Source organism: Aquihabitans sp. G128 (assembly GCF_019048865.1).
Taxonomy (GTDB): domain Bacteria; phylum Actinomycetota; class Acidimicrobiia; order Acidimicrobiales; family Iamiaceae; genus Aquihabitans.
The window spans coordinates 1,442,878-1,465,098 of the sequence record NZ_CP077604.1 but is presented as its reverse complement, the minus strand read 5'-3'; the positions used below and the strand labels follow the sequence as shown (position 1 = coordinate 1,465,098).

The following is a 22,221-nucleotide window of genomic DNA, read 5'->3' as shown; positions in this document are numbered from 1 at the left end:
GACCTCGAGGGAGTGGCAGTCGATGAGCAGCGCGTGGCCGGCCACCCCGGCGGCCGAGGCCAGCTGGTCCATGATCCCGCAGGGGACGCCGGACGCCCGCACCTCGGCCCGCTGGGTGAGCCGGGCCAGCTCCAAGGTCGATCCTTCGAACCCGAGCGCCAGGGCGACCGCCACCTCGAGCGCCGCGCTCGACGACAGCCCGGCCCCGATGGGCAGCGTCGTCGAGACGGTGCCGCGGAACCCGTGCGCCGGGCGCAGCTCGGCCACCACGCCGGCCACGTACCGGGCCCAGCCGGGTGCCATCGTCGCCGGGTCGGTCACGTCGAGCGGCACCACGGCCGGTTCGGCCAGCTCGGCCGAGGTGAGGTGGACGACGTTGCCGCCCCGCTCGCCGCTGACGGTGGTGGCGAGCCCGATGGCCAGGGGCAGCACCAGCCCGCCGGTGGTGTCGGTGTGCTCGCCGATGAGGTTGACCCGCCCGGGCCCGATCGCCGTGACCACCCGACCCCGGTCACCCGAAGGCGAAGGAGCCGTCGCCGTCATCCCGCACCGCCGAGGTCGACGGCGCGCGGCGCGGCGGCGGCCTCTTCGGGGACCACGGGGTTGAGGTACGCGCCGCTGCCGAGCTCGGCGGCGGCCACGTAGCGCAGCACGCCCGGCGACCGCTGGGGCCCGGCGATCTCCACGTGCAGCCACGCTTGCGGCCAGTCGCCGCCGTCGGTGGGCCGCTGGTGGATCCAGAAGAGGTAGGGCATCGGCGGGTCGAACACGCCCTCCAGCCGGGCGAGGGCTTCGGCCAGCACCGAGCCGAAGGCGTCGCGGTCGGCGCCGTCGAGCGAGGGGAGGCCCGGCCGCCGCTCCAGCGGCGCCACCCGCATGCCGTAGGGGTAGATCGGCGCCGACGGCACCCAGGCCCGCCAGCCGTCGCGCTCGACCACCACCAGCTCGGGCTGGTCCTCGAGGAGCTGGTGCCCCTCGGCGAGGCGGGCCAGCTCCGTGGCCGGCAGGGCGGGCACGTCGGGGTACGAGTAGATCTGCCCGTGCGGGTGGGCGATGGTGGCGCCCACCTCGGCGCCGTGGTTCTCGAAGGCCAGCACGTAGGCGATGTCGGGTCGCCCGCCGAGGACCTCGGTGCGCTCGGCCCAGAGGTCGACCACCTTGCGCACCTGCGCCGGCGGCAGCTGCGAGAGGCGGGTGTCGTGCTCGGGGGCGTAGAGCACCACCTCGCAGCGGTCGCCCGGGAACGACGGCCAGCGGTTGGTGAAGGCCTTCACGTCGTAGGGCTCGGGCGCCTCGGTGCCGCCGACGCAGAAGGGGCACCCGTCGGCCGGGCGGTTCGGCCGGGCCTGGCGGCTGCGGGTGACCTGGACCTGCACCCCGGTGAGGGGATCGACCCGGAGCTCGCTCTCGTCAGCCATGGCGCGGCCGAACGTAGCGGAGCCCGACGGCGCGGGCTGCAGTCGGGCCGGGCTCGGGCGGTAGCCTCGCGAGACCATGTCGAGCTACCACCTGGTCACCCTCGGGTGCCCCAAGAACGAGGTCGACTCGGAGAAGCTCGTGGGCCAGCTCGGCGCCGACGGCTTCGCCGCCACCGACGACCCCGGCTCGGCCGACCTGCTGGTGGTCAACACCTGCGCCTTCATCGGCGAGGCGCGGCAGGAGTCCATCGACACCATCCTGGGCCTGGCCGACCAGAAGGCCGCCGGCGCCCGCCTGGTGGTCACCGGGTGCATGGCCGAGCGCTACGGCGACGAGCTCACCGACGCCATGCCGGAGATCGACCTGGTGGCCGGATTCGGCCACGGCCTGCTCGACGACCACGGCCACGACCACGGCCCGGCCCCCACCGCCGGCGGCCTGGCCCTTGCGGGCGCCACGGCCACCGCGACCGCGGTGTCCATCGGCCGCAAGCCGTCGCTGCCCACCTTCGATCTGCTGAACCTGCCACGCCCCCGGTCCACGCGGCCGTGGGCCTACGTCAAGGTGGCCGAGGGGTGCGACCGCGCCTGCGGCTTCTGCGCCATCCCCAGCTTCCGCGGCCCGCAGCGCTCCCGGTCCATCGCCACCATCCTCGACGAGGTGGAGCAGCTCGGCGCCGACGAGATCGTGCTGGTGGCCCAGGACCTGGCCGCCTTCGGCCGGGACCAGGGCGTGGGCGAGCGCTCGATCATCCCGCTGGTGCAGGCGGTGGCCGAGCGGGTGCGGCGCACCCGGCTCCTCTACCTGTACCCGTCGGACCTCACCGACGGCCTGATCGACGCCATCATCGCCACGGGCGTCCCGTACTTCGACCTCTCGCTCCAGCACGTCTCGCCCCCGCTGGTGCGGCGCATGCGGCGCTGGGGCAACGGCGACAAGTTCCTCGCCCGCATCGACGACATCCGCCGGCGCGAGCCCACCGCCGCCTTCCGGTCGAACTTCATCGTCGGCTACCCCGGCGAGACCGAGGACGACCACGACGAGCTGCTCCGCTTCGTCGAGGAGGCCGAGGTCGACTGGTGCGGCTTCTTCGCCTACTCGCCCGAGGACGGCACCTACGCCGCCGACCTGCCCGACCAGGTCCCCGAGGAGCTGGTGGGGGAGCGGCTGGCCGAGCTCCGCGAGCTGCAGGACGCGATCACGGCGAGAAAACGTGACGAACTGATCGGTTCCGAGGTCGAAGTCCTCGTGGACACCCCCGGCGTCGCGCGCAGCCATCGAGAGGCCCCCGAGATCGACGGCGTCATCTCCGTGCCCGAGGACCTGCCCGCTGGTACCTTCGCCACCCTGACCGTGACCGGTGCGCTCGGTCCCGACCTCGAGGCCTCGCGTTGACCCTGGACCAGGAAGCCCAGCTCCCCGGCACGCTCCCGCTCGTCCTGTCCGAGCGGTTCGGCCCCGGTGCCCTGCTGACGCCGGCCAACGTGGTCACCGTCCTGCGGCTCGTGCTCTCACCGGCGCTGCTGGTGATGATGGTCGAGGAGCCCACCACCTGGCCGGTCGCCGCGTTCTGGACCGTCCTCGCCTTCTCCGACGGCATCGACGGGCGCCTGGCCCGTCGCCACGGCACCACCCGCTCGGGCGCCTTCCTCGACCCGCTGGCCGACAAGGTGCTGGTGCTGGGGGCGCTCACCGCCCTGGTGCTGGCCGGCCGCTTCTGGGTGGTCCCCGTGGTGCTCATCGGCATCCGCGAGGTGGCCATCTCGCTGTACCGGGCCCAGCTCGGGCGCCAGGGCCTGGCCGTGCCGGCCCGCACGCTCGGCAAGGTCAAGACGGTCGTGCAGGAGTTCGCGGTCGCGGCCGTGGTCTTCCCGATCACCGGTGACCACCACCTGGCCGCCGTCGTGCTGCTCTGGGCCGCGGTGGCGCTGACCTGGGCCTCCGGGGCGCAGTACCTGCTCGACGGGCGTGGCGCCGCCACCCGCCTCGGGCATCGCACCACCGTCGTCTGAGCTCCTGTCCCGCTGGTCGACCTGTCGATCGAGAGGGCGTCTCGCTGCGCACATCGCGTGCCCCATCGGGGTGACGTTCGACAGATCGCGCAAGAGCCCATCGACAGGCGTGTGACGGTTGGCTAGCTTCCCCGTCGGGAACGGCCCGGGCTGGGGCTGGTTGGGGAACCCCCACTTCAACCGAACACGCGGAGGCTCCCACCGTGCGCAAGGCCCTCGCCGGGCTCGCCAGCCTGGCTCTCGTCAGCTCCATCGCAGCATCCGCTGCGGCGAAGCCGTCCCCCACGTCCCGAGCGGCCACGCCCGCTCGGGCCTCCGCACCACCGGCGGACACGCCCCAGAAGGGCGCCGTCGACGACCTGCCCAACCCGCTCGAGGCCAAGCGGCGCGAGCTGCGCAAGGCCGGCCTCGACCTCGTGCTGCAGGGCAAGGCCAAGCCCGTCGACCGCAACGGCTCCAAGGTCGTCAAGGTGTCGAACAACGCCCCGGCCAAGACCAACGCCCAGCGCAAGCAGGCCGCCGGCTCCACCGGCCAGTACGTCGAGCTCCAGCGCGAGCGCACCGACAAGATCTTCGTGGTCCTCGCCGAGTTCGGTGACCAGCGCGACCCCGAGTACCCCGACCAGGACACCAACCCCGACATCGAGGGCCCCGCCACCTTCGACGGGCCGCTGCACAACAAGATCCCCGAGCCGGACCGCACGACGGACAACTCCACCGTCTGGCGGGCCGACTACTCGCAGTCGTTCTTCCAGAACCAGTACTTCGGCACCACCGGCGAATCGGTGAAGACCTACTACGAGGCCCAGAGCTCGGGCCGCTACAGCGTCGACGGCACCGTCACCAACTGGGTGAAGGTCCCGTACAACGAGGCCCGCTACGGCCGGTCCGACGGCTATCCGTGCGAGGACAACGTGTGCGACAACACGTGGGCCCTCGTGCGTGACGCCGTGAACACCTGGGAGCAGAGCCAGCGCACCGCCGGGCGCACCGAGGCCGACATCGCCGCGGAGCTGGCCTCCTTCGACGAGTGGGATCGCTACGACTACGACGGCGACGGCGACTTCAACGAGCCCGACGGCTACATCGACCACTTCCAGATCGTCCACGCCGGCGGCGACCAGGCCGACGGCGATCCCCAGCAGGGCGAGGACGCCGTCTGGAGCCACCGCTGGTACGCCTACGGCACCGACCAGGGCCTGACCGGTCCCGCCCAGAACAAGCTGGGCGGCACCCAGATCGGCAACACCGGCCTGTGGGTCGGCGACTACACCATCCAGCCCGAGAACGGCGGCCTCAGCGTGTTCGTCCACGAGTACGGCCACGACCTCGGCCTGCCCGACGACTACGACACGTCCGGTGGCGGCGACAACAGCCAGGAGTACTGGACCCTCATGGCCCAGAGCCGGCTCTCGGCGAAGGGCGACCAGGGCATCGGCACCCGTCCCGGCGACCTCGGGGCCTGGAACAAGCTGCAGCTCGGCTGGCTCGACTACGAGATCGTCAACGCCGGCCAGACCCGCAGCGTGAAGCTCGGCCCGTCGGAGTACAACACCGCCGATGCGCAGGCTCTGGTGGTGACGCTCCCGGACAAGGACGTGACCCAGGAGTACGGCAAGCCGTACGCCGGCACCCACATGTGGTGGTCCGACTCCGGCGATGACCTCAGCAACACGCTGACCAAGGACGTCGACCTGACCGGGCTCTCCAGCGTGTCGCTGAGCATGAAGGGCCGCTGGGACATCGAGTCCGGCTACGACTACCTCTACGTCCAGGCCTCCACCGACGGGGGCGCCACGTGGGCCACCCTCGACGGCACCGCCGACGGGAAGCCGTTCGTGAAGGACGGCTCCAAGAAGCCCGCCATCTCCGGCACCTCGGCGGGGAAGTGGGTGGATGTGAAGGTGCCGCTCGACGCCTACGCCGGCAAGGACACCAAGCTCCGGCTCTGGTACCTCACCGACGGCGGCGTGGCGCTCGACGGCTTCTTCGCCGATGACATCACCCTCACCGCCAACGGGGTCTCCGTGGTCGACGGTGCCGAGAACGGCGCCGACTTCTGGGACGTCGACGGGTTCCGGATCACCACCGGCACCGAGCAGGCGGCGTACCCGAACTACTACGTGGCCGCCCGGCGCTCGCCGGTCTCCTACGACCAGTACCTGAAGACCGGCCCGTACAACTTCGGGTTCCCCGACCGGCCGAACTTCGTCGAGCACTACGCCTACCAGGACGGGATCCTGCTGACGTACCTCGACGGGTCGCAGGCCGACAACAACACCAACGAGCACCCCGGCGAGGGACGGAACCTCAACATCGACTCCCGCCCGGTGCCCATCAACAACATCTGCGGCACCACCTGGCGCACCCGCATCCAGGTCTACGACGCCCCCTTCAGCAAGAAGAAGGCCGACTCGATGACGCTGCACTGCAACGGCCGGGCCAGCTACGTCCGGGGTCAGGCGGGCCAGCCCGTCTTCGACGACTCCAAGACGTGGTGGTACGCCGCCCAGCCCAACCAGGGCGTCAAGGTGCCCAAGAACGGCGTGAAGATCGCCGTCACCGCCGAGGCCGCCAACAGCACCACGGTGAAGGTGTCCTCCACCAAGTAGCACCCCGCCTGGCGGGTGCCACCGGCTGCCTCGCAGCCGGGTGACGAGGGCGGGCCCATCCGGGCCCGCCCTCGTCCGCGCCCGGCGCGCTGCTGCGTAGGGTGCGGGCATGCGCTGTGAGGTCGTCGCCATCGGGACGGAGCTGCTCCTCGGGCAGATCGTCGACACCAACTCGTCGTGGATCGGCGAGCAGCTCGCCCTGGTGGGGATCGACTCCCACTTCCAGACCAAGGTGGGCGACAACCAGCCCCGCATGGTGCAGGCCCTGCGGGCGGCGCTGGAGCGCAGCGACGCCGTGATCGTCTGCGGTGGCCTCGGCCCCACGCAGGACGACATCACCAAGGAGGCCATCGCCGAGGTCATGGGCGTCGACCTCGAGCTCGACGACGACATCGCCGCGCACATCGAGGCGATGTTCACCTCGCGCGGCCGCCGCATGTCGATGAACAACCTGCGCCAGGCCGAGGTGCCCGTGGGCGCCACCGCCATCCGCGACCCGCAGCCCGGCACCGCACCGGGGATCATCGCCCCGGTGGGCGACAAGGTCATCTACGCCACCCCGGGCGTGCCCTCGGAGATGAAGGTGATCATGGCGGGGGCGATCCTCCCGGACCTGGTCCGCCGGGCCGGGATCACCGCCACCATCGTCAGCCGCACGCTGCGCACCTGGGGCGAGAGCGAGTCCGGGCTGGCCGAGCGGCTGGCCGGCCGGGTGGCCGAGCTCGACCGCACCGGCAACCCCACCCTCGCCTACCTCGCCAGTGGCATCGAGGGCATCAAGGTCCGCCTCACCGCCAAGGGCGCCGACGAGGCCGAGGCCTCGGCGCTGCTCGCCGCCGAGGAGGCCGAGGTGCGCGCCATCCTCGGCGACCTCGTCTTCGGCATCGACGACCAGACCATCGAGTTCGCGGTGCTGGCCCTGCTGCGCGAGCGGGGGCTCACCCTCGGTGTGGCCGAGTCGCTCACGGGTGGCTTGATGGCGTCGCGGATCTGCGACGTGCCCGGCGCCTCCGACGTGTTCCGCGGCTCGGTGGTCTCCTACGCCGCCGACGTGAAGTTCTCGGTCCTCGGCGTGCCCGAGGGCCCCGTGGTCACCGCCGAGGCCGCAGCGGCCATGGCGGCGGGTGCCCGCTCGGTGCTCGGGTCCGACGTCGGCATCGGGGTCACGGGGGTGGCCGGCCCCGGACCGGACGCCGACGGCATCGCCGCCGGCACCGTGTTCGTCGGCCTGGACCTCGGCCCGTTCGGTGGCGATGCCGGTCCCGAGGCCTTCGAGGTCAAGCTGCCCGGCGATCGCCTCCAGGTCCGCCAGTTCTCCGTCATCACCGCCCTCAGCGCCCTGCGCAGCCGCCTCCTCGCCCTCCGCGCCGCCGCCCCCTCCGAGACCGCCTTCCCCTGAGTGCCCGCCACGCGGCCGACCGAACGGCCCCGCTGAACCGAGCGAAGTTGTTGCACTTCTGCACCGAGGACGTGCAGAGGTGCAACCACTTCGGGTGCGTCGGGTTCGCCGTCGGTCGGGTCAGCCGGTGATGGTGACGGGCACCCGCACCGGTTCGTCGATCCCGGTCAGGCGGAAGACCGCCTCGTAGCGGCCCGGGGCCAGCTGCGCGCCGATGCCGTCCTGGCCCTCGGCGGTGTGGAGCTCGAACCCCGTGCCGCTCCGGCCGAGCAGCCGTCGGGTGGCGCCGGGGGCGAGGACGTCGCCCTGGTCGGTGCAGTCGCGGGCGTACCCGCCGGAGGACACCGGCGTCCCGTCGCGGACCAGCTGCCACGTGGCGCCCGACGGGAAGCAGCCGCCGAGTGCGATCGGCTCGTCGGTCGGGTTGGTGGCGGTGAGCACGATCGTGAACGCCTCCCCGTTGGCGACGGTCACGTCGGCCGGGATCGATCCGAGCTCGAGCTGGTCCATGCCGGCTCGGCTCGACGGCGTGGTGGTCGTGCTGCCGGTGGCGGCGGGATCCGAGTCGGGCGGGGTCACCGCAGTCGTGGCGGTGGTCGCGCTGGTAGAGGGTGCGGTGGTGGTCGGGGTGCTGCGAGGGGTCGTGTCGGCGGTGGCGTGGGTGGTGGTGAAGAGGTCGGCGAGGGTGGCGGCGCGATCGAGGGTGGCGTCGTGGCCGGCGGCATCGTCGAGGAAGGCCCGCCACCGCTCGGTCGACGCCGGCCGGAGGGCGGCCACGAGCTGGCGGGCCTCGTCGTCGGTGAGGCCGTCGGCCTGGCTGGCCACGAAGGCGTCGGACCCGGGCCACTCGCCCAGGTAGCGGACCCCGGTGCGGTCGTCGCCGACGGGGTGGCGCAGCTCGGTCACCGGCAGCGGCTGGCCGGCCAGGTCGCGGTCGATCGGGCGCGAGCCGACCGCTTGCTGGGCGCCCGTGCCCGTCGGCAGCAGGAGGTACTGGCCCTCGTGGCCGGCCGGCGTGCGCAGCTGGACGGTCACCAGACCGGCGCGGTCGACCGGGCCGTCGACGGCCCGGTGGTAGGTGCGGGCCCAGCCGGCAACGGGCGGGTCCGGCACGGCGCCGCCCTGGCTGAGCCGAACGGCCAGCTCGTCGACGTCGTCCCGGGGCACGCCACGGGACGAGATGGCGTGCACGACCTCGTCCTGCTGCCACTCGAGGAGGTACTCGTCGCCCGAAGGTCCGGCATGGCCCCGACCGGTCACGCCGCCGCCCAGGTCGACCCCGACGTTGCCGGCGTCGAGCGCGTCTCCGTCGCTCCGACGCGCGCTCAGCAGGAGGAAGTCGCCGCTGGCCGCATCGCCCCACGCCGTCACCTCGCACGGACAGGCCATCACGCCGGGCTGGGTGCTGATGCGGCCGATCGACCAGCCGTCGGGCAGGCCGACGGGCACGTACCAGCCGGTGTCGCGGTCGACGGGGGTGGCGCGGACGCCGTCGCGAGCATCGTGGCCCGACCGGCCGACCAACGTGGCGACCGTCGCCACGAGGACGATCGCAGCGGCGACCGCGAACGCTCGGGTGCGGGCACCGCCACCGGACCGGCCGCCCGCGACCGGGGCCAGCGGGACGTGGGTGCCGGCGGACCGGGCGAGCACGTCGGCCCAGTCGTCGGGCGCGGACGGCATCGCATCGGCGGCGACGCGGAGGGCCTGCTGCAGGCGGGCCTCCTCGGGGGTGGGCTCAGCGCTCATCGGCGAGCACCTCCTTCAGCGAGTGGAGGCCACGGTGCAGCAGGGAGCGCACCGTGGCGGGGCGGACGTCGAGCAGGCGTGCGATCTCGTCGGTGGACAGGTCGGCCCAGTAGCGGAGGACCACGGCGTCTCGCCGCTTGGGCGGGAGGCGCTGCACGGCCTGCCACACGGCGTCGAGGTCCCTCGGCAGGTCGGGCGCGGGCGAGGTCGTCGGCGGGGCCGGCGGGTGGCGGCGCACGGTGCTCTGCCGGCGGCCGAGGTCCCGGCACAGGTTCACGGTCACGGTGCGCAGGTAGGCCGCCGGCTCCCGGGTGCCGGTCAGCCGGGGGAGGAGCCGGGCGAACGCCTCTTGGCCCACCTCCTGGGCGATCGCCTGGTCACCGGTGAGCAGGTACGCCAGGCGGACCACCCGCTGGTGCTCGGCCCGGTAGAGCGCCTCGGCGTCCACCGCCACCGGCGCGGCCACTGCGTCGGGCGGGTCCGCTGCGCCCGGCCGTCGGGCGTCGAGCCCGCCGCCGTCGGTCACCTGATCGCCTGAGCCCACCGTTCGCACACCCCATCCAGACGTGATGCCCCTGGGCAGCGTTGCACCACCGGCCCGCCCGGGTCGCCGTCCTGCTCGGGCGACCGCTGCCCCGACCTCCTCGAGCTGGTCAGCCGGTGGCTCGGCCGAGGGCGAGCTGGCGGAACGCGGCGGCGGCGGGGGACAGCGGACCGGCACGGCGGACGAGGATCACGGGTCGGCTGATGGGGACGGCGAGCGAGGCGACGACCGCGCCCAGGGCGGCGGCGGCGCGGGCGATGGGCTCGGGCAGCACGGCGGCGCCGGCGCCGGCCATCACCAGCGGCACGATGGCCTCGCGGTGCTCGGTGACCACGCCGAGCTTGGGCTCGAGGTCGGGGTCAGCGCGCTGCAGTGCGGCCGCCAGCAGCCGGCGGGTGGAGGTGCCCCGGGGGCTGGTGATGAGCGGGAACCCGGCGAGGCGGCCGATGGGCAGGAGGCGATCGGCGTTGAGCGGGGTGCCCGGGGGGAGCACGGCCAGCAGCTCCTGGTCGCCGAGGTGGTCGGTGGCCAGGGTGGTGTCGGCGACGTCGACGTCGCCGAGGCCCAGCTCGCAGGCGCCGCTGCGCACCTGTTCGGCCACGGCATCGGCGCCCTCGGGCTCGGCGATGCGCACGAGGATCCCAGGGTGGGCGCGGCGGAAGCGCCCGACCAGCTCCACGAGCGGTTCCGCCACGAGGGTGGGCAGGGCGACGATGTCGAGCCGGCCGGTGGTGAGGCCGGCCACGCTGGTGACCGCGGCACGGGCCACCTCGGCGTCGCGGAGCATGCGGCGGGCCGGCACCACGAAGGCCTCGCCGGCGGCGGTGAGCTGCACGCGGCGGCCCAGGCGGTGGAACAGCTCCGTGCCCAGCTCCCGCTCGAGGGTGGCGATGGCCTGGGAGAGGGCGGGCTGGCTGACCGGGATCGACGCGGCGGCGGCGGTGAAGCTGCCCTCGTCGACGACGGCGACGACGTAGGCGGCTTGGCGGAGGTCCATAAGCACAGCCTATGTGTTGCATCGGTCCTTGGTCTTGGACTTCTGGATCGGTCGGTGGTCCCCTGGGAGGCGTGCCCGCCAACCTCCTGCTGATCGTCCTCGTCGGTGCCGGCATCGGCTTCCTCGGCGGCCTGCTCGGCAAGGGCGGCTCGGCCCTGGCCACCCCGTTCCTGGTGGCCCTGGGCATCCCGCCGGTGATCGCCCTGGCGGCCCCGCTGCCGGCCACCGTCCCCGGCACGCTCGTGGCCGCCCGCCGGTACCGGGCCCTCGGCCTCATCGACCGGGACGTGCTGCTCTGGTCGCTCGGCGCCGGGCTCCCCGCCACGTTCCTCGGAGCGATGGCCACGCGGTGGATCGACGCCAGCTTCCTGGTGCAGGTGACCGACGTGGTGATCGTGGCCCTCGGCGTGCGCATGCTGGCGACGCCGGCGGGCGAGGCGGTCCACGACGCCGACCAGGCCAGCCACGGCCGCATCGTCGCCGTCGCCGTGGTGACCGGGCTGGCGGCCGGCCTGCTCGCCAACAGCGGCGGCTTCCTGCTGGCCCCGCTGTTCGTGGCCGTCCTGGGCCTGGGCATCAAGCCGGCCTTCGGCACCTCGCTCGCCGTCGCCGCCGTGATGGCCGTGCCCGGCAGCCTGGTGCACCTGGCCCTGGGCCACCTCGACTGGCGGGTGGTGCTGGCATTCGCCGCCGGCTCGGTCCCGCTCTCGGGCCTGGGCGCCAAGGTGGCCCTGCGCACCGACGCCGCCCGCCTCGAGCGGGGCTACGGCCTGGTGCTCGTGGTCCTGGGCCTGGCCTTCCTGGTGGGCCCGCACCTCTAGCCGAGGGGCCCCGGCCGCTGCGCTGGGGGTTTCCGGGGTCGGCGGGGGAGAAATCCCCGTTCGGTCCTTGCCACGAACATCTGTTCGAAATACCATGCCTGTCGTTCCGGTCGCCCCGGATCGCCCGATCAGCCACACCGGCGGCTCGGTTCTGTCACACCCCCTCCGTATGGTCCAGCCATCGGATCGCTGCGGTCGACGCAGCCTCACCAGCACCGCCGTCGTGGCAAGACGAAAGGAACGAACCGTGGAGCGAGAAAAAGCACTCGACATGGCTTTGGCCGGCATCGAGAAGCAGTTCGGCAAGGGCTCGGTCATGAAGATGGGGGACAAGACGTCCCTCGGCATCGAGACCATCCCCACCGGCGCCCTGGCGCTGGACCTGGCCCTGGGGGTCGGCGGCCTCCCCCGTGGCCGCGTGGTCGAGATCTACGGCCCGGAGTCCTCAGGCAAGTCCACCCTCGCCATGCACGTCGTGGCCGAGGCGCAGCGCAACGGGGGCATCTGCGCCTACGTCGACGCCGAGCACGCCATGGACCCCATCTACGCCCGGGCCATCGGGGTCGACGTGGACGAGCTCCTCATCTCCCAGCCGGACACCGGGGAGCAGGCCCTGGAGATCACCGACATGCTGGTGCGCTCCGGTGCGCTCGACGTCGTGGTGATCGACTCCGTGGCGGCCCTGACGCCCCGGGCCGAGATCGAGGGCGAGATGGGCGACACCCACGTCGGCCTCCAGGCCCGGCTCATGTCCCAGGCGCTGCGCAAGCTCACCGCCAACCTCAACAAGACCGACACGATCTGCATCTTCATCAACCAGCTGCGGGAGAAGATCGGCGTCATGTTCGGCTCGCCGGAGACCACCCCTGGTGGCCGGGCGCTGAAGTTCTACTCGTCGGTCCGCCTCGACATCCGCCGCATCGAGTCCATCAAGGACGGCGTCGAGATCGTCGGCAACCGCACCCGGGTCAAGGTCGTCAAGAACAAGGTGGCCCCGCCCTTCAAGCAGGCCGAGTTCGACATCATGTACGGCAAGGGCATCAGCCGTGAGGGCTCCCTGCTCGACATCGGTGTCGACATGGGCCTGATCAAGAAGTCGGGCGCTTGGTACACCTACGAGGGTGAGCAGCTCGGCCAGGGCCGGGAGAACGCCAAGCAGTTCCTCACCGACAACCCCGAGATCATGGTCGAGGTCTCCGAGCGGATCCGCCTCCAGATGGGCATCGGGGTCGATCCCGAGGCCGAGGACGATGCGCTCGACGCCATGACCGAGGACGACGACCTGCCGATCAGCCTCGACTGATCGTCGTCCCGGCCGCCTCGGCGGCCGCCTGTTCAACCACACCCGTCAGGAGCGTTCGGACCGCTGGGCCGAGCGCTCTTGGCGTTTTCGGCGCTGTCGATGCGGGCGGTCCGCCGACGACCGCTCGGCCCTCGGAGAACTTCCTGACCTGGGCATCAGCCGGGCAGGGATCGGACACCGAACCGTCGAAGTGAGGGCCAGTGCCGCCAGACCTCGATGTACTTGGAGAGACGTTGGAGACCCTGAAGGTGTCGACGCGTTCGAACCCCAACTCCGTCGCGGGCGCCATGGCCGGCGTCGTGCGCTCGAGCGGCGGCGTCCTGGTCCAGGTCGTCGGGGCCGGTGCCCTCAACCAGGCCATCAAGGCCATCGCCATCGCCCGCGGCTACGTCGCCGCCGGCGGCATCGACCTGGTGTGCGTCCCGACCTTCGCCGAGGTCGAGATCGACGGCGAGCGCCGCACCGCCATCCGCCTCCGGATCCAAGACCGCGCCATCGCCGGCGACGCCACCGAAGCCCAGATGGACGCCGCCGCGGCGTCCCGGGCCGTCTGAGGCCATCCCACCTCGGAGCCACGCGCTCCGCAGCCGTAGGGTGGTCGGGCCATGACCGACCTGCCCGCCGCCGCTCCCGACGCCACCGATGCGCCGAAGACGTACCTGATCCGCACGTTCGGGTGCCAGATGAACGAGCACGACTCCGAGCGCATCGCCGGGCTCATGGAGGCCGACGGGATGACGGCGGCCACCGACGTCGAGGACGCCGACGTGGTGGTGCTGAACACGTGCTGCATCCGGGAGAACGCCGACAACAAGCTGTACGGCACCCTCGGCCACCTCAAGTCGGTCAAGGACCGCCGCCCGGGCATGGAGATCGTGGTCAGCGGCTGCCTCGCCCAGAAGGACCAGGAGGGCATCCGTGAGCGGGCGCCCTACGTCGACCTGGTGTTCGGCACCCACAACGTGCACCGGGCCACCGAGCTGCTGCACCGCAGCCGCACCGAGGGCCCGCTCACCGAGATCCTCACCGAGACCGTGGCCGACGACCACGAGCTCTTCCCCTCGGCCATGCCCGCCCGGCGCGACGAGGGCCACACCGCCTGGGTCACCATCCAGATCGGCTGCGACAACTCGTGCGCCTTCTGCATCGTGCCCGCCGTGCGCGGCGAGGAGATCTCCCGCCCGTACGACCGCCTGCTCGACGAGGTGGCCGGCCTCGCCGCCGACGGCGTCACCGAGGTGACGCTGCTCGGCCAGAACGTGAACTCCTACGGGCGCGACCTCACCCTGGCCCGCCGCCAGGCCGGTGAGGACGTGCGGGTGCGGCCGCTCTTCGCCGACCTGCTGCGTTCGGTCGGGGCCGTCGAGGGCATCCGCCGGGTCCGCTACACCAGCCCGCACCCGAAGGACCTGCGCCCCGAGACCATCGCCGCCATGGCCGAGACGCCGGAGGTGTGCGAACACCTGCACCTGCCGGTCCAGTCGGGCAGCGATCGGGTGCTCGCCGCCATGCACCGCGGCTACACCGCCGAGCGCTACCTCGAGAAGCTCGCCGCGGCCCGGGCGGCCATCGCGGACCTGGCGGTCACCACCGACATCATCGTGGGCTTCCCCGGCGAGACCGACGACGACTTCGAGCGCACCCTCGAGCTGGCCGCCGCCGCCGAGTACGACTCGGCCTACCAGTTCATCTACTCGCCGCGTGCCGGGACCGAGGCGGCCGAGCTGGTGGACGAGTTCGTCGACCCGGCGGTGGTGGCCGAGCGGTTCGACCGCCTCAAGGTGGTGCTGGAGCGCTCGGCGCTGGCCAAGCACGAGGCCCGCATCGGTCGGGTCGAGGAAGTCGTGGTCGAGGGCCCGTCCCGGCGGGATCCGTCGGTGCTGACCGGCCGCACCCGCCAGAACAAGCTGATCCACTTCTCCAGCGAGCAGCCGCTGCGCGTGGGCACCTACGCCGAGGTGCTCTGCACCGGCGCGGCACCGCACTTCCTCCGCGGCGACCTGGTGGCGGTGACCGCCCCCGCCCGCCACCGCACCCGCATCCCCGTCTCGGCGGGTTGAGCGACCCCCGCACCGGCGGATCGTCGAACGTCCACGCCGTACGCTCCGGCGATGGCCACCTGGAGCGAGCTCGCCGACGCCGCGCCCGACCTCGCGGCCACCGGCGAGCGGCTGCTGACCCAGTTCGGGCCGGGCCTCGGCTTCCTCGCCACGGTGCGCGCCGACGGCGGGCCTCGCCTCCACCCCATCTGCCCGGTCGTGGTCGACGGCGGGCTGTGGGCGTTCATCATCGAGGCGTCGCCCAAGTGCGCCGACCTGCGCCGGGACGGGCGCTTCGCCCTGCACGCCTTCCCGCCGGAGGAGGTGGACGACGAGTTCGTGGTGCACGGTCGCGCCACCGAGGTCGACCCGTCACCGGAGCTCCACGCCCGCATCTGCGCCGCCACCACCGCCCAGGTCGGGCGCGACGACGAGGCGCTGTTCGCCCTCACCGTCGACCGGGCGATGTCGGCCACCTACGAAGCTCGCGGCGTGTTCCCGCCGGCCTACGAGACCTGGTCCGACCCGGCGGCGGCCCCGTGAGCGCCGGCCGGCCGGAGCTGGCGGACCGCCTCGTGCTGGTGCCCCGACCTCGGCGGCTCGAGGTGCTCGGGCTCGGCCCGGCCGTCGCCGACCTGACGGTCACCGCGGCGCTGGACCCCGCGCTGCCGGCCGAAGGCTTCACGCTCACCACCACCGAGGCCGACGGCGCCCGCATCACCCACGCCGACGACCGGGGCCGTCGCTACGCCGAAGCGCTCCTCGACCAGCTCCGGGCCCAGCCCGTCGACGGGCGCCTGGTGGCGGTGCGCGTGGAGGACCACCCCGACTTGGCGGTGCGGGCGTTCATGCTCGACGTGAGCCGTGACCGCGTACCCACCCGGGCGACCCTCGAGCGGTTCGTCGACCTGCTGGCCCTCGCCCGGTTCAACCAGTTCCAGCTCTACGTCGAGCACACGTTCGCCCACCTCGGCCACGAGGCGGTGTGGCGGGACGCGTCGCCGATCACCGCCGAGGACCTGCGTTGGCTCGACGACCGCTGCACGGCGGCGGGCATCGAGCTGGTCGTGAACCGCAACTGCTTCGGGCACTTCGAGCGGTGGCTGCGCCACGACGCCTACCGCCATCGGGCCGAGGCGCCCGACGGCGTCGAGGTGGTGCCGGGCCTGCGCTTCCCGGCTGCGGTCCTGGAGCCGACCGATGACAACGCCTCCTTCGCCCTGGGCCTGCTGCGCGAGCAGCTCGCCGAGGTGCGCAGCCGGTCGGTCAACATCGGCTGCGACGAGACCTTCGAGCTGGGCCGGGGCGCCAGCGCGGCGGCGTGCGCCGACCGGGGCAAGGGCGCCGTGTACCTCGAACACCTCCACCGGTTGGTCGACCCGCTGGTGGCCGACGGCCACCAGGTGCAGGTGTGGGCCGACGTCCTGCGCCGCCACCCCGAGGAGGCCCGGTCGCTGGGGGAGGGGGTCGTCCCCGTGGCCTGGTGCTACGAGGCGCCCCGCCCGGCCGACGAGGGGCCCGACGTGCCGCGGGCGTTCGCCGCCGTGCTCCACGACCTCGGCATCGACCTCGACGTCAGCGGCGGCTTCGCCGCCAACGTCGCCCCGCTGGCCGAGGCCGGCCTCCCGTTCTGGGTGGCGCCCGGGACCTCGGCGTGGAGCTCGCTGATCGGTCGGACCACCAACGCCTACGCCAACCAGCTCGACGCCGTCGACGTCGCTGCCTCGCACGGGGCCGCAGGCTACCTGCTCACCGACTGGGGCGACAACGGCCACCACCACCCGCCGTCGATCTCCTTCGGTCCACTCCTGCACGGCGGCGCGGTGGCGTGGTGCGCGGCGTCGAACCGCACGCTCGACGTCGCCGCCGTGCTCGATCGCCACGCGTTCGAGGGCGGCGACGGCTTCGGCGGCGCCCTGGAGCTGCTCGGCGGCCTCTGGACCGAGACCGGCCAGAAGGCCGCCAACGCCAGCCCGCTCGCGGCCTGGCTGTTCCCCCAGCAGCCGCTGCTCGCCACCGGGGCGGTCGACCTCCCCGTGGTGGGGGCGCTGCTCGACCAGCTCGACGACGCCGCCCGGTCGGTGGCGGGCGCGACGGCCGGCTGCGACGACGCCGAGACCGTGCGGGACGAGCTGCTGCAGGCCATCGGGTTGGCCCGCCACGCGGCCCACCGGCGGCTCGGCCGCAGCGGCCCGCCGCCGGCCGCGCTGCGACCGGAGCTGGCCGACCTGATCGTGGGCCAGCGCGCCGCGTGGCTGGCTCGCGCCCGCCCTGGCGGCCTCGTCGACAGCCTCGGCCACCTGGAGCGCACGCTCGCCACCTACGCCGATGCCTGAGGTCGACCGCCCCCCGGCCTCGGCTGCCGGACCGGCCCGCCGACCGGTCGTCCCGGCGGGCAGCGCACCGCCCCTGGCGATCCTGGGCGTCACGGCGTCGGGCAAGTCGGCGCTGGCCCTCGAGGTGGCCCGCCGCCGGGGCGACGTGGAGCTGGTCTCGGTCGACTCCATGCAGGTGTACCGGCGCATGGACCTCGGCACCGCCAAGCCCACCGCGGCGGAGCAGGCCGAGGTCCGCCACCACGTGATCGACCTCGTGGAGCCCTGGGAGGCCTTCGACGTGGCCACCTTCCAGGACGCCGTCCGCGCTGCGCTCCTCGGGATCGCCGAGCGGGGCAAGCGGCCGCTGCTGGTGGGGGGCACCGGCCTCTACCTGCGTGCCGTCGTCGACGACCTGGAGATCCCCGGCCGCTTCGCGGCCATCGCCGCCGAGCTGGCGCTCGACCCGGACACGGAGGGGCTGCACGCCCGCCTGGCCGAGCTCGACCCGGTCGGCGCCGGCCGGATGGAGCCGTCGAACCGGCGGCGGGTGCTCCGGGCCCTGGAGGTGACCCTCGGCAGCGGGCGCCCGTTCTCCTCGTTCGGGGCCGGCTTCGACGCCCACCCCCCGTCGCCCGTGCACCTCGTCGGCCTGTGGCTGCCGCGTCCGACGGTGGCCGCTCGCATCGAGCGCCGCTACCAGCAGCAGGTGGCCGACGGGTTCCTCGCCGAGGTGCAGCGCCTGGCCGACGGCCCGCCGCTGAGCCACACCGCCGGGCAGGCCCTCGGTTACCGGGAGCTGCTGGCCCACCTGCGCGGCGAGGCCACCTTCGAGGCGGCCCTGGCCGAGGCCGTCACCCGCACCCGCCAGTTCGCCCGCCGCCAACGGGTGTGGTTCCGCCGCGATCCCCGCATCACCTGGCTGGGCGCCGACCAGGACCCGCTGGTCGCCCTCCCGGCGTTGCTCGACGAGGCCACCCGCCTGTGGGGCGAGCCCGCCTGATCGCGGGTGCGACCCCGCTCGGCGAAACCGCGTGGCGGCCGACGGGCGCCGGAGGCCAAGGTGGGCCCGTGCTGCGCAGCGAGGGACCGCTCGACCGGGGCGAGCTGGAGGCGTTCGTCCGCGACGGCTTCGTCGCGCTCCGCAGGGCCATCCCCAGCGGCGTGGTCGACCGCTGCCGGGCCGAGCTGTGGGAACAACTGGCCGAAGCACCCGACCGGCCAGAGACCTGGACCGAGCCGTCGGTCCGGTTGGTCCCGCCCCGCACGCCGGCCTTCGCCGAGGCGGGCCACACGGCCGCGCTGCACGGCGCCTTCGACCAGCTGGTCGGGCCGGGGCGCTGGGGGTCGGACCCGTTCCTGTCCGGCACGGTGGTGGTGCGCTTCCCGGTGGCGGTCGAGCCCGGCGACGCCGGCTGGCACGCCGACGCCGGGTTCGTGCGCGACGGCGTCCTGTCGCTCGATGCCCGCTCCACCGGCCGGTCCCTGCTGCTCCTCGTCCTGTTGTCCGACACCGGTCCGGACGACGCGCCCACCCGCATCCGCGTCGGGTCCCACCGCGACGTCGCCCCGGTGCTGGCCGCCGCGGGAGCGGCGGGCCGCTCGTTCCTGGACGTGGTGCCGCACCTGACCGAGCTGGACGAGCGTCCGCTCGCCCTCGCCACGGGGGCTGCCGGCGACGTCTACCTGTGCCACCCGTTCCTGGTGCACGCCGCCCAGGCCAACCACGGCGTCGGGCCCCGCTTCCTCGCCCAGCCCGGCCTGACCTTCACCGACCCGACCGGTCTGCGCCCCGACCGCCCCGAGCCGGAGCGGTCTCCGATCGAAGCGGCGATCGCCGCCGACGGGTGACCGGGGGCGAGCGCCGTAACGTCGACGGCGTGGCGACGTGGGAGCAGGGGGCGGGGGTGGTCGAGCTCCCCGACGGTCGGCGCGTGCGGGGCCGTGGGCTGCGAGCGGGGCTCGGCGATCGAGCGGCGCCGGACCTCGGCGTCTACCTCGTGGGCGCCGATCCCGGGCCGTTGCCCTGGGAGCACCGCTGGGTGCGCTGCGGCGACTTCCGCGCGCCCCGCGACCCCGACGCGGCGTTCACCGCGCTGCGTGAGGCCTACGACCGCGCCGACGCCGAGCGGGTGGAGGTCGGCTGCGGCGGTGGGGTCGGTCGCACCGGCCTGGCCCTCTGCGTCCTGGCCGTGGTGGGCGGGATCGCCCCCGACGACGCCGTCGCCTGGGTCCGCGAGCGACACCACCCCCGCGCCGTCGAGACCCCTTGGCAGCGCCGCTGGGTCCACCGCCTCCCCGCCCCCGCCCTTCGCGCCTGAAGGTGCCTCGCCGGCGGTTGGGCCGGGTACGGTCGACGGCATGGCGGAGCTCCACTGCACCCAGTGCCAGGCCGGTCCGCTCGAGGAGGGCTTCGTCGAGGACGGGGGCCAGTCGTCCTACGGGTACTCGCGCTGGATCCCGGGTCCCCTCAAGCGCGGGGTCTTCGGCGGCGCCAAGCGCGCCGGCAAGCAGCGGTGGGTCATCACCGCGCTGCGCTGCCCGGCGTGCGGGCACCTCGAGCTGTTCGCCACCGGTCCCACCTGAGGCCGCCACCGGGCAAACGGTGGGAGGCAACGGGCGCTGCGGCTGCGAGACTGGTCGGACGATGACGTTCTCCCTCACCAAGCACCACGGCCTCGGCAACGACTTCCTCGTGTTCCTCACCGACGACCCCGTGGTCGCCGGCGAGCGCGACGCGTGGGTCGAGCGGGCGTTCTCCTGGTGCGATCGCTTCCGGGGCATCGGCGCCGACGGCCTGCTCATCGGCCTGTGGGGCCAGCCGGGGGTCGACCTGGTGATGACGCTGGTGAACGCCGACGGCTCGCTGGCCGAGATGAGCGGCAACGGCATCCGCTGCCTGGCCCAGGCGGAGGCGCTGCGCCGCGGCGAGGCCGAGGTCGACCTCGCCATCCAGACCGACGGCGGGCTGCGGTCCGTGCGCCTCGGGCCCGATCCCGAGGGCGAGCCGCACCGCTCGGTGGCCACCGTCGACATGGGCCCGGCCCGCCCCGGCCCGACCAAGGACCGCGTGCCCGAGGTCTCCGAGGCCGAGGTGGAGCAGCGCGGTGCTTCGGCGCTGGGGCTGGACGCCACCCGGTCGGCCACCTTCGACCTCGGCAACCCCCACCTGGTGCTGCTCGTCCCGGACCCCGTCCTGGTCGACGTCGCCGTCGCCGGCGCCAGCCACGAGTCGGTGTTCGCCGACGGGATGAACGTGCACTTCGTGGCGCCCACCGACGGTGAGGCCGATGCCATGGACATGAAGGTCTGGGAGCGGGGAGCCGGGGTGACCGAGGCGTGCGGCACCGGGGCCACCGCGGTGGCCCGAGCGGCGTACGACTGGGGCCTGGTCGGCTCGCCCGTGACCGTGCACATGCCCGGCGGCGACGTCGTGGTCGAGGTGGGCGACACGATGGTCCTGCACGGCCCGACGGTGTTCATCGGCGAGGTCGAGGTCCCCGAGGCGCTGAACCTCGAGCTCGACCAGCGCCGGGCGCCGGAAGGGGTGTCGGCATGAGCGATTGGAGCGACGGCCCCGTGCCGAGCGACCTCGACGTCGGCGCGCTCGACGGCCCGGTCCTCGGGCCCGATGGCGAGGTCGACGACTTCGCCGACCTGCTCGATGCCGAGGGCGACGAGGAGGAGAGCCACCGTGGCGCCTTCGGCGACTACGGCGGCGGCACCGGCGCGCTCATCGACCGGACCTTCCGGGAGAAGATCATCATCGTCGGCGTGACGTTGGGCGGCGGCGACGTCGACCAGACCGAGTTCGACCTCGACGAGCTGGCCCTCCTGGTCGACACCGCCGGCGCCGACGTCGTGGGCCGCATCGTCCAGCGGCGCAGCGCGCCGGACCCGGCCACCTACCTCGGCAAGGGCAAGGCCGAGGAGCTCAAGGACCTGGCCCACGCCCTCGACTGCGACACCGTCGTGTTCGACGACGAGCTGAGCCCGGCCCAGCAGCGCAACCTCGAGAAGCTCCTGGGCCGCACGGCGCTCGACCGCACCGCCGTCATCCTCGACATCTTCGCCCAGAACGCCTCCAGCGTGGAGGGCAAGGCCCAGGTCGAGCTGGCCCAGCTGCGCTACCTGAAGCCCCGCCTGCGCGGCAAGGGCCAGGGCCTGTCGCAGCAGGCCGGCGGCATGTCGGCCGGCGGCGGCGCCCGCGTGGGCAGCCGTGGCCCCGGCGAGACCCAGCTCGAGACCGACCGCCGGCGCATCACCCGCCGGATCCACAAGCTGGAGGCCGACCTGCGGGGGATGGCCGCCCACCAGGACACCCAGCACAAGCGGCGCAGCCAGAGCCGGGCCGGCCAGGTGGCCATCGTCGGCTACACCAACGCCGGCAAGAGCACCCTGCTCAACCAGCTCAGCGGGGCCGGCGTGCTGGTCGAGGACCGCCTGTTCGCCACGCTCGACGCCACCACCCGGCGCCTGCAGCTCCCCGGCGGCGAGGCCGTGCTCCTCACCGACACCGTCGGCTTCGTGCGCAAGCTGCCCCACCAGCTGGTGGAGTCGTTCAAGAGCACGTTGCGGGTGGCCGGCGACGCCGACCTGCTGGTCCACGTGGTCGACGGCGCGGCCCCGGACCCGCAGGCTCACATCGACGCCGTGCACGACGTGCTGGGAGACATCGGCGCCGGTGAGGTCGCCGAGCTGATCGTCTTCAACAAGGCCGACGTCGCGCCCGACATCAAGGTGCTGGTCGACCGCCACCCGGGCTCGGTCGCCATCTCGGCGGTCACCGGCGAGGGCATCGAGGAGCTGCTGCTCACCGTGGGCGACCGGTTGCGCAGCACCACCAACGTGGTCGACCTGCTCATCCCGTTCGAGCGGGGCGACGTGCTCGCCGAGGTGCACCGCGAGGGCGAGGTGCTCGGCGAAGAGGTCGGTGAGGGCGGCATGCGGGTCACCGCCCGGCTCGACGAGGCCGGCTCGGCCAAGCTCGCCCCCTGGGTCGCCAGCTGAG

19 protein-coding genes and 2 pseudogenes are annotated in these 22,221 nt (G+C 73.6%); 16 read left to right on the top strand and 5 right to left on the bottom strand.

The genetic code is table 11. The annotated features are described in order from the left end of the window. Positions 1 to 105: 105 nt before the first annotated feature. Positions 106 to 543: pseudogene (locus KSP35_RS25645) on the bottom strand (galactokinase family protein); the annotation flags it as partial. Next, positions 540 to 1,418, bottom strand: coding sequence for a hypothetical protein (locus KSP35_RS06870; protein ID WP_217000266.1), 879 nt, complete (start codon positions 1,416 to 1,418; stop codon positions 540 to 542). The pseudogene KSP35_RS25645 and the gene KSP35_RS06870, both read right to left, overlap by 4 nt. A 76-nt stretch (positions 1,419 to 1,494) precedes the next feature. Between KSP35_RS06870 and rimO the strand changes: the two genes are divergently transcribed. The 4 genes from rimO (at position 1,495) to KSP35_RS06850 (ending at position 7,442) form a co-directional block, all read left to right on the top strand. Next, entirely contained in the window at positions 1,495 to 2,814 is a 1,320-nt protein-coding gene (gene rimO, locus KSP35_RS06865) for a 30S ribosomal protein S12 methylthiotransferase RimO (protein ID WP_217000263.1), read from the top strand. Next, entirely contained in the window at positions 2,811 to 3,431 is a 621-nt protein-coding gene (locus tag KSP35_RS06860) for a CDP-alcohol phosphatidyltransferase family protein (RefSeq protein WP_217000260.1), read from the top strand. The genes rimO and KSP35_RS06860 overlap by 4 nt, the downstream gene beginning before the upstream one ends. 203 nt (positions 3,432 to 3,634) lie before the next feature. Further along, a complete protein-coding gene (locus KSP35_RS06855; RefSeq protein WP_217000258.1) occupies positions 3,635 to 6,043 on the top strand; it encodes an immune inhibitor A domain-containing protein in 2,409 nt (802 codons plus the stop codon). Between the two features lie 109 nt (positions 6,044 to 6,152). After that, complete coding sequence (locus KSP35_RS06850; RefSeq protein ID WP_217000255.1) at positions 6,153 to 7,442, top strand: competence/damage-inducible protein A; 1,290 nt, start codon at positions 6,153 to 6,155, stop codon at positions 7,440 to 7,442. Positions 7,443 to 7,562: 120 nt separating this feature from the next. On the opposite strand, the gene KSP35_RS06845 is transcribed toward KSP35_RS06850, so the two are convergent. The 3 genes from KSP35_RS06845 to KSP35_RS06835 all read right to left on the bottom strand — a co-directional run bounded on the left by KSP35_RS06845 (position 7,563) and on the right by KSP35_RS06835 (position 10,732). Beyond that, entirely contained in the window at positions 7,563 to 9,191 is a 1,629-nt protein-coding gene (locus KSP35_RS06845; protein WP_217000252.1) for a hypothetical protein, read from the bottom strand. Beyond that, complete coding sequence (locus KSP35_RS06840) at positions 9,181 to 9,717, bottom strand: RNA polymerase sigma factor (RefSeq protein ID WP_217000250.1); 537 nt, start codon at positions 9,715 to 9,717, stop codon at positions 9,181 to 9,183. Before KSP35_RS06840 ends, KSP35_RS06845 begins: the two co-directional genes overlap by 11 nt. Positions 9,718 to 9,844: 127 nt before the next feature. After that, a complete protein-coding gene (locus KSP35_RS06835; protein ID WP_217000247.1) occupies positions 9,845 to 10,732 on the bottom strand; it encodes a LysR family transcriptional regulator in 888 nt (295 codons plus the stop codon). 71 nt (positions 10,733 to 10,803) lie between these two features. Between KSP35_RS06835 and KSP35_RS06830 the strand changes: the two genes are divergently transcribed. The 12 genes and pseudogenes from KSP35_RS06830 to hflX all read left to right on the top strand — a co-directional run bounded on the left by KSP35_RS06830 (position 10,804) and on the right by hflX (position 22,220). Next, the gene (locus KSP35_RS06830; protein WP_217000244.1) at positions 10,804 to 11,553 is read left to right on the top strand and encodes a sulfite exporter TauE/SafE family protein; all 750 of its coding nucleotides are present in this window, start codon (positions 10,804 to 10,806) and stop codon (positions 11,551 to 11,553) included. A 271-nt stretch (positions 11,554 to 11,824) separates the two neighbouring features. Beyond that, positions 11,825 to 12,856: a recombinase RecA gene (gene recA, locus KSP35_RS06825; RefSeq protein ID WP_254127020.1), complete on the top strand. Its 1,032-nt coding sequence runs from the start codon at positions 11,825 to 11,827 to the stop codon at positions 12,854 to 12,856. Positions 12,857 to 13,089: 233 nt separating this feature from the next. Continuing rightward, a pseudogene (locus tag KSP35_RS06820) lies at positions 13,090 to 13,347 on the top strand (stage V sporulation protein S); the annotation flags it as partial. 114 nt (positions 13,348 to 13,461) lie between these two features. Next, a complete protein-coding gene (gene miaB, locus KSP35_RS06815; RefSeq protein WP_217000238.1) occupies positions 13,462 to 14,916 on the top strand; it encodes a tRNA (N6-isopentenyl adenosine(37)-C2)-methylthiotransferase MiaB in 1,455 nt (484 codons plus the stop codon). A gap of 51 nt (positions 14,917 to 14,967) precedes the next feature. Next, a complete protein-coding gene (locus KSP35_RS06810) occupies positions 14,968 to 15,438 on the top strand; it encodes a pyridoxamine 5'-phosphate oxidase family protein (RefSeq protein ID WP_217000236.1) in 471 nt (156 codons plus the stop codon). Then, positions 15,435 to 17,231: a hypothetical protein gene (locus tag KSP35_RS06805; protein ID WP_217000234.1), complete on the top strand. Its 1,797-nt coding sequence runs from the start codon at positions 15,435 to 15,437 to the stop codon at positions 17,229 to 17,231. The genes KSP35_RS06810 and KSP35_RS06805 overlap by 4 nt, the downstream gene beginning before the upstream one ends. After that, positions 17,224 to 18,213 (top strand): tRNA (adenosine(37)-N6)-dimethylallyltransferase MiaA, encoded by a 990-nt coding sequence (gene miaA / locus KSP35_RS06800; protein WP_217000232.1) that lies wholly within the window; start codon positions 17,224 to 17,226, stop codon positions 18,211 to 18,213. The genes KSP35_RS06805 and miaA overlap by 8 nt, the downstream gene beginning before the upstream one ends. Positions 18,214 to 18,281: 68 nt before the next feature. Further along, entirely contained in the window at positions 18,282 to 19,061 is a 780-nt protein-coding gene (locus tag KSP35_RS06795) for a phytanoyl-CoA dioxygenase family protein (RefSeq protein ID WP_217000230.1), read from the top strand. A 29-nt stretch (positions 19,062 to 19,090) separates the two neighbouring features. After that, on the top strand, positions 19,091 to 19,531 hold the full coding sequence (locus KSP35_RS06790) for a hypothetical protein (RefSeq protein ID WP_217000228.1): 441 nt from the start codon (positions 19,091 to 19,093) through the stop codon (positions 19,529 to 19,531). A gap of 40 nt (positions 19,532 to 19,571) precedes the next feature. After that, entirely contained in the window at positions 19,572 to 19,796 is a 225-nt protein-coding gene (locus KSP35_RS06785; RefSeq protein ID WP_217000226.1) for a hypothetical protein, read from the top strand. A 61-nt stretch (positions 19,797 to 19,857) separates the two neighbouring features. Next, complete coding sequence (gene dapF, locus KSP35_RS06780) at positions 19,858 to 20,769, top strand: diaminopimelate epimerase (protein WP_217000223.1); 912 nt, start codon at positions 19,858 to 19,860, stop codon at positions 20,767 to 20,769. Continuing rightward, on the top strand, positions 20,766 to 22,220 hold the full coding sequence (hflX, locus tag KSP35_RS06775) for a GTPase HflX (protein WP_217000221.1): 1,455 nt from the start codon (positions 20,766 to 20,768) through the stop codon (positions 22,218 to 22,220). Before dapF ends, hflX begins: the two co-directional genes overlap by 4 nt. The last annotated feature ends 1 nt before the right edge of the window (position 22,221 follow it).